Origin of the sequence: Arsenophonus endosymbiont of Bemisia tabaci Q2 (assembly GCF_902713415.1) — a bacterium.
Taxonomy (GTDB): Bacteria; Pseudomonadota; Gammaproteobacteria; order Enterobacterales; family Enterobacteriaceae; genus Arsenophonus.
On record NZ_CACTIE010000186.1, the window covers coordinates 1 to 6,709 of the forward strand.

7 protein-coding genes and 3 pseudogenes are annotated in these 6,709 nt (G+C 37.2%); 4 read left to right on the forward strand and 6 right to left on the reverse strand.

The annotated features are described in order from the left end of the window. A partial coding sequence (locus ARSQ2_RS09490) for a transposase (RefSeq protein ID WP_181995151.1) occupies positions 1–231 on the forward strand: 231 nt, incomplete at its 5' end. 14 nt (positions 232–245) lie between these two features. Here ARSQ2_RS09490 and ARSQ2_RS09495 read toward each other — a convergent pair. Both ARSQ2_RS09495 and nadK read right to left on the reverse strand, forming a co-directional pair. After that, positions 246–413: pseudogene (locus tag ARSQ2_RS09495) on the reverse strand (AAA family ATPase); the annotation flags it as partial. 85 nt (positions 414–498) lie between these two features. Next, positions 499–1,398 carry an NAD(+) kinase gene (nadK, locus tag ARSQ2_RS09500; protein ID WP_181995152.1) on the reverse strand — a complete coding sequence of 300 codons (900 nt, stop codon included), beginning with the start codon at positions 1,396–1,398 and terminating at the stop codon, positions 499–501. Between the two features lie 107 nt (positions 1,399–1,505). Here nadK and grpE point away from each other — a divergent pair, with 107 nt between their 5' ends. Then, the gene (gene grpE / locus ARSQ2_RS09505; protein WP_181995153.1) at positions 1,506–2,114 is read left to right on the forward strand and encodes a nucleotide exchange factor GrpE; all 609 of its coding nucleotides are present in this window, start codon (positions 1,506–1,508) and stop codon (positions 2,112–2,114) included. 44 nt (positions 2,115–2,158) lie between these two features. On the opposite strand, the gene ung is transcribed toward grpE, so the two are convergent. Beyond that, positions 2,159–2,842 carry a uracil-DNA glycosylase gene (gene ung, locus ARSQ2_RS09510; RefSeq protein ID WP_181995156.1) on the reverse strand — a complete coding sequence of 228 codons (684 nt, stop codon included), beginning with the start codon at positions 2,840–2,842 and terminating at the stop codon, positions 2,159–2,161. A 589-nt stretch (positions 2,843–3,431) separates the two neighbouring features. On the opposite strand from ung, the gene ARSQ2_RS13825 reads away from it, so the two are divergent. Then, on the forward strand, positions 3,432–3,560 hold the full coding sequence (locus ARSQ2_RS13825; protein ID WP_255487678.1) for a hypothetical protein: 129 nt from the start codon (positions 3,432–3,434) through the stop codon (positions 3,558–3,560). 59 nt (positions 3,561–3,619) lie between these two features. Here the strand turns inward: ARSQ2_RS13825 and srmB are convergent, their stop codons facing one another. Next, positions 3,620–4,948, reverse strand: coding sequence for an ATP-dependent RNA helicase SrmB (gene srmB / locus ARSQ2_RS09520; protein WP_181995157.1), 1,329 nt, complete (start codon positions 4,946–4,948; stop codon positions 3,620–3,622). 174 nt (positions 4,949–5,122) lie between these two features. Next, a pseudogene (locus ARSQ2_RS09525) lies at positions 5,123–5,584 on the reverse strand (L-aspartate oxidase); the annotation flags it as partial. Between the two features lie 10 nt (positions 5,585–5,594). Here ARSQ2_RS09525 and ARSQ2_RS09530 point away from each other — a divergent pair. Continuing rightward, the gene (locus ARSQ2_RS09530) at positions 5,595–6,413 is read left to right on the forward strand and encodes an IS630 family transposase (RefSeq protein ID WP_181995155.1); all 819 of its coding nucleotides are present in this window, start codon (positions 5,595–5,597) and stop codon (positions 6,411–6,413) included. On the opposite strand, the pseudogene ARSQ2_RS15005 reads toward ARSQ2_RS09530, so the two are convergent. Then, positions 6,305–6,604: pseudogene (locus ARSQ2_RS15005) on the reverse strand (hypothetical protein); the annotation flags it as partial. The gene ARSQ2_RS09530 and the pseudogene ARSQ2_RS15005 overlap by 109 nt on opposite strands. Positions 6,605–6,709: the final 105 nt, after the last annotated feature.

Here is a 6,709-nt window from a genome sequence, read left to right on the forward strand (position 1 = left end):
GTCCTTATCCCAATACTTCCTAAAAACAGTGTAATCATGATGGATAATGCAACTTTTCACAAGAAACAGAGTATTCAACAAGTCATCATCGATGCGGGGCATATGGTGGAATATTTTCCTACCTATTCGCTAGATCTTAATCCAATTGAACATAAATGGGCACAAGCTAAATGCAAAAAAAGAGCGCTCGGATGCGACACAGATATTTTGTTCGCACTCAATATGGTGTAATCAAAATTAAGTCGCTTAGCTATATTGGTATCCGCTCGGTTGCCTAAACATAAACCTAATGCATCAATTGCAATTGATTTTCCGGCTTCTTTTTCACCGGTAATAGGACTCATACCAGGATGAAAATCAATTTCTAGTTTGCGGACAATGGCAAAATTATTGATGGTTAATTGAATAAGCATGTGCTTCTTCTGTATGTAAAAACACAACTGTTAATAAATATAGTATAAACTTGTTTTTTATACAGTAAAGTAGTAATTAAAAAAATTAAAAGGTTTTCTTTGACCAGCCTAATTTTGAACTTAATGTATTGAAATAATTATAATCTTTTGGATGGATGAGATTAAGTTTTTTATTACTTCGTTTGATTAATACTTCATCATCATCTTGGATAGGTAAAATAATTTGGCTGTCACAGCTGATTTCATAATTGATGTTTTTTTGTCTAAATTTTAATTTAATACTACTATCGCTGCTGATGACTAATGGACGCGATGAAAGGGTGTGAGGGAACATAGGGACTAGCGCGATGGCCTCAAGATTTGGAGTGAGTATCGGGCCACCGGCAGAGAGTGAATAAGCGGTTGAGCCAGTTGGTGTAGTAATAATTAGTCCATCGGAACGTTGAGAAAAGGCAAAGCGATCATCAATATAAACTTCAAATTCAATCATGTGAGCCACTTTGCCGGGGTGTAAAATGACCTCATTAATTGCCGTACTCATGCGAGGTTTGTGATTTTTTTTGCTGATTTGAGTTTCCAGTAAGAAGCGTTGTTCTTCATAGAAATGCCCAGCTAATACTTCTCTTAGCTCTTGTAACGCGTTATCTGGCCGAAGATCAGTTAAAAAACCAAGGTTACCGCGATTGATGCCAATAACTTTATTTTCATAGCGTAATAGAACACGAGCAGCGCCGAGCATATTACCGTCACCGCCAACAACAATAATTAAATCAGCTGTTTTACCAATTTCTGTTAATCCACCAATGGTGGCATTTTTTAGTTTAAGCTGTTGAGCAATTTGTTGTTCAACAATAACTTTATATTTTTGCGCTCGAAGCCAATTATAAAGTTGTTCATGAGTTGCCAATGCCTCTGGATGTCGAGGATGACCAACAATACCAATATATTCAAATAATGTCTTTTTTGCTGCTTTTCCCGTCAGCATGGTTTATTTCCTCTTATCAAGTTGGCGTGTTCTCTTGAATCCCAAACTTTTATCCCCATAATAAGCTAATAATCTGGATTAATGCTAAAAAAAATGTGGAGATACTCATGAGTAGTAAAGATCATAAAGTGCATGATGAACAAGCCTCTAAACAAAAAGAATTAAAAAAATCACAAAAAAATGAGGCAAAAGAAAAAGCAATTGAGACCGAACAACCAGTGAGTTCTACTGAAGAAGTATTAATTGATCCACGCATTACTGAATTAGAGCAGCAATTCCTTGAAGCGCAAAAACGTGAGCGTGAAGCCTTGCTACGCGCTAAGGCTGAAGTGGAAAATATTCGCCGCCGTACTGAGCAAGATGTTGAAAAAGCACACAAGTTTGCCCTAGAGCGGTTTGCCAATGAGTTGTTACCCGTTATTGATAATTTGGAAAGAGCAATCGAACTTGTTAATCGCGAAAATGCTGAATCGATGTCAATGCTTGAAGGACTTGAATTAACTTTAAAATCTTTTTTAGCTACTGTCGGCAAATATGGTATTAAGGTGGTAGCGGAGAAGAATGTTGCATTCAATCCAGAACTGCATCAAGCCATGACCATGATCGATTCAGAAGAACATGAACCTAATCAAGTTATTGATGTTATGCAGAAAGGCTATACTTTAAATGGTCGCTTACTACGCCCGGCGATGGTGATTGTGTCAAAAGCAAAATAAACTGAAATAACACCACCCATATAGTGATAGTGGTGGCATTTAGTTTATTGTTCTGGAATGAAAGGTGTCCAGTCTATCGGACTTAATCCTTGTTTTATGAGTATTTCATTGGTTTTGGAAAAATGTCTGCATCCAAAGAAACCTCTGTGGGCCGAGAGTGGTGAAGGATGGGGCGCTTTAAGCACAAAATGTTTTTGGTTATCGATAAATTGGCCTTTTTTCTGCGCATGTGATCCCCACAATAAAAAAACCACGCCAGAAAAGTGTTGATTAATTGCCGCTATAACCTTATCCGTAAATGTTTCCCAGCCAAGATGGGCGTGAGAATGAGCTTTGCCTTGTTCAACGGTTAAAACCGTGTTTAATAATAATACCCCTTGTTGTGCCCAACTGACGAGATAACCATGATTAGGGTATTGGAAATCGGCAATGTCTTTTGCCAGTTCTTTGTACATATTAACCAGTGAAGGCGGTGTAGGAATACCTGGCCGAACTGAAAACGAGAGTCCGTGCGCTTGATTCGGTCCATGGTATGGATCTTGTCCTAGGATCACAACTTTTACTTCGCTGAGTTCGGTGTAACGGAAAGCGTTGAAGACATCTTTTTGTGGTGGATAGATTGTTGTGCCATGTTGACGTGCTTTGGCAACATAAGCCAGGGTGTTACGAAAGTAATCTTGTTCTTTTTCTAGGCTGATGACATCGTGCCAGCCGGGAAAAGAGGGCATAACCATTCCTTTAGGTTTTGATTAATATCATGTTCAACTTAACATCTACGTTATATGAGGTAAATTTTAAAACGGAAATCGCTTATTTTTCATTATATATTTTGTTATTAAAAATATTTTCTAAAAATTATAAATTTTTTAAATGAAAAATTGATTTAAAACAGTAACCTGTCGATAATATTATTAATAACGCCTTGAAATCATTGATTAATATCAATGAATTGCTGATATTTAATTGATATATATTTTATAGAAATAATGCTTATAACAAATAGCTAATTTGAAAATAATTTCAAAGTGTTATTTCAATCTTGTTCGAATTTGGAGGTCGACATGGTTATTGGAATTCAGATTACTAAGGCAGCTAATACAGCACTATTAAATTCCTTTTCGTTTATTAGACGACGAAAAAAATGAAGTTCGCTGTATTTGCGCTAAAACTGATTTTAATGAAGGACAAATTGTTGCCAAGGAGTTGTTATAGCTAGGCGACTTTAAAATGATTACAAGTAATTACTCTATATCAGTCAATTTATATTGGAAAAAAAACATATATTTTTGTAATCAAAATTAAGTCGCTTAGCTATAAATGCAAAAAAAGAGCGCTCGGATGCGACACAGATATTTTGTTCGCACTCAATATGGTGTAATTAAAATTAAGTCGCTTAGCTATATGTTCAATTGGATTAAGATCTGGCGAATAGGTAGGCAAATATAGCTAAGCGACTTAATTTTGGTTATTTCAGTAAATCAATCAATAAATAGTTTAAATATTTATTATTTGTTATCAGTTTGCTTTACTGATGGTTGACGACGTTTGCCAATATTTTTACTGTCGCGATGGTGTTCTTTGGTTTTTTTCTTTTTTTGTTGGTCAATTTTTTTCTTTTCTTGTCGTTTTAGCTGGATTTTTTTTGACGGTTTGGGTTTACGTAGTGAACCTTCAGCCGGCGCTTTGGTGGTAGGCCGAAGGCTATCGATGACGCGTATTTTTAATGGTTCTTTAAGATAACGGTTGATTTTACCTAATAGCGGTTGATCATGGGCTTCTACTAAGCTAATTGCAATTCCTTTTCGTCCCGCGCGTGCGGTTCTACCAATTCGATGCAGATAAACATCAGCAGTATGCGGTAAGTCGAAATTGAATACGTGACTAATATCGTCAATATCAAGGCCACGTGAGGCAACATCGGTCGCGACTAAGACGTTAATTTGCCCACTATTTAGGCGTTTAACCGCTTTAGTCCGTTTTGCTTGAACCATTTCTCCTTCAAGTAACCAGGTTTTTATTTTGGCTTGCTGTAACCATTGAACTAACTCATGTGCTCTTTCGCGTTTACGGACAAAGATAATAGATTTAGTGGCATCGGGTTGTTTTAACAGATGGCAAAGTAGCGCAGTTTTATGTTCGAGGTTATCAGCGCGATAATAGTATTGTTGGATCTTTTTTCGTTCACGCCTTGAAGGATCAGCATCAATTTCATAAGGATTATTTAGTAATCGATTAGCAAAATCGTGAATTACATCACCGGCTAGTGTTGCTGAAAATAGCATAGTTTGTTTGCGCCAGCGTGTTTCACCGGCAATGGTTTCAATGTCGTTGGAAAATCCCATATCAAGCATTCGATCAGCTTCATCTAAAATTAACGTTTCGATCGCCCGACAATCAAAATTTTCTTCTTTGATATACTGTAGTAAGCGTCCTGTGGTTGCGACCACAATATCTTGGTTTTCACTAAAAATTTCAGCGTGGTTAATATAAGATACGCCGCCAGTAATGGTTGCGATATCAAGATGGGTGTATTTGGCTAATTCTTTTGCTTGTTCAGCTACTTGCATTACCAGTTCACGGGTTGGAGCTAATATGAGAATACGCGGTGGCCCAGAGCGTTTACGTGGAAAATCAAGTAAATGTTGGATCACCGGCAGTAAGTAAGCGGCAGTTTTTCCTGTTCCTGTAGGCGATGAACCTAAAATATCGCGTCCTTCCATAGCAGCAGGGATAGCTGTAAGCTGAATGGCTGTCGGGCGGTCATAGCCTTTATCATCCAGTGCATTTAGAAGACTTTGGTGTAACTCAAGTTCAGAAAATGTGGTTGCAGTCATTGTATACCTCTGGTTAGGCAATGGATTATAAACAGAACGCCAAAATTGTTCATCTATTAAAATGTTTTGTTAAATGTTTGAGTAATATATAAATAATTATTAGTAATTAATAGCAATTCGGTAGTATTTTCTCCGTCATATATGAAAGAGGGTTAATTATATTCCCCTCTCTAGTTATTTAGTTGATGGGGTCAAAATAGTCGGTTTAGCATCTGGTTGCTGTTCCGGATAATCTAATGTGTAATGTAATCCACGGCTCTCTTTACGATAAAGCGCACAGCGGATCATCAATTTAGCTACTTGCACAAGGTTACGCAGTTCTAATAAATTATTTGATAAACGGAAATTTGAATAGTATTCCTCTATTTCTTTTTGTAGTAAATGGATGCGCCGCAATGCGCGGGTCAGTCGTTTGGTCGTTCTGACAATTCCAATATAATCCCACATGAATAGTCTTAACTCATGCCAGTTATGTTGAATAACAACTTGTTCATCTAAATTATGACATTGATTTTCATTCCATTTAGCGAGTGTAGATGGCATATCAATTTGTTCGATATGTTGTTTTATCTGTTTTGCCGCAGACCATCCATAGAAAAGACACTCTAATATAGCTAAGCGACTTAATTTTGATGACATTATTTATATGAGCTATTCAATTGATTTTAGACGTAAAGTGATATTTACGATGGAAGAAGAAGGGTTGAGTATCCGAGAAAAAGCGAAGCAATTTCGGATTGGCTCTGCATCTGTATCGCGTTGGATTAATCAAATAAAGCCAAAAGCATCGACTACGCGTCAGCGAAAAATCGATAAATCCGAGTTGATAAAAGATGTTGAACAATATCCAGATGCTTACCAAAAAGAGCGTGCAGAGCGTTTTGGCGTTTTTCAGAAGGCCATTTGGCAAGCTCTTAAAAAAATGGGAGTGACCTATAAAAAACTCTACGTCATCCGAAAGCCGACGAAAACACTCGACAAACGTTTCAACAAAAAACGACAGTATGAAAAAGAAGGCAAGCATATTGTTTTTATTGATGAAAGTGGTTTTTCACACGATACCCCGCGGACTCACGGCTATTCCCCGAAAGGTCAACGGTGTGTTGGTCTCAAGAACTGGGGAGCTAAAGGAAGAACAAATGTTATCGGCGCTTTATTGGGCACAACGCTGTTTGCTATCGGATTATTTGATATCAATATTAACAGCGATGTTTTCTATGCATGGGTCACCCAAGTCCTTATCCCAGTACTTCCTAAAAACAGTGTAATCATGATGGATAATGCAACTTTTCACAAGAAACAGAGTATTCAACAAGTCATCATCGATGCGGGGCATATGGTGGAATATTTGCCTACCTATTCGCCAGATCTTAATCCAATTGAACATAAATGGGCACAAGCTAAATGCAAAAAAAGAGCGCTCGGATGCGACACAGATATTTTGTTCGCACTCAATATGGTGTAATCAAAATTAAGTCGCTTAGCTATATCACCAATTATGGGATGACGGATATGTGCCATATGACCTCTTAATTGATGCTTTCGGCCGGTTATTGGTCTTAGAGCTAGCAGAGAGAAACGTAAACTAGGATAACGACCTATTTCGATCGGACATTCGACCTTAGCCAACGGTGAATAATGAGTAATGCTTGGTTGAAGTGGACTTATAGCTGGGCGACTTTAAAATGATTACAAGTAATTACTCTATATCAGTAAATTTATATTGGAGAAAAACATATATTTTGTAATCAAAATTAAGAC

Coding starts and splice junctions, on each gene's coding strand:
- grpE (WP_181995153.1), top strand. CDS start 1,506: ATGAGTAGTAAAGATCATAAAGTGCATGATGAACAAGCCTCTAAACAA.
- srmB (WP_181995157.1), bottom strand. CDS start 4,948: ATGACTGCAACCACATTTTCTGAACTTGAGTTACACCAAAGTCTTCTA.
- nadK (WP_181995152.1), bottom strand. CDS start 1,398: ATGCTGACGGGAAAAGCAGCAAAAAAGACATTATTTGAATATATTGGT.
- ung (WP_181995156.1), bottom strand. CDS start 2,842: ATGCCCTCTTTTCCCGGCTGGCACGATGTCATCAGCCTAGAAAAAGAA.
- ARSQ2_RS13825 (WP_255487678.1), top strand. CDS start 3,432: ATGCAAAAAAAGAGCGCTCGGATGCGACACAGATATTTTGTTCGCACT.
- ARSQ2_RS09530 (WP_181995155.1), top strand. CDS start 5,595: ATGAGCTATTCAATTGATTTTAGACGTAAAGTGATATTTACGATGGAA.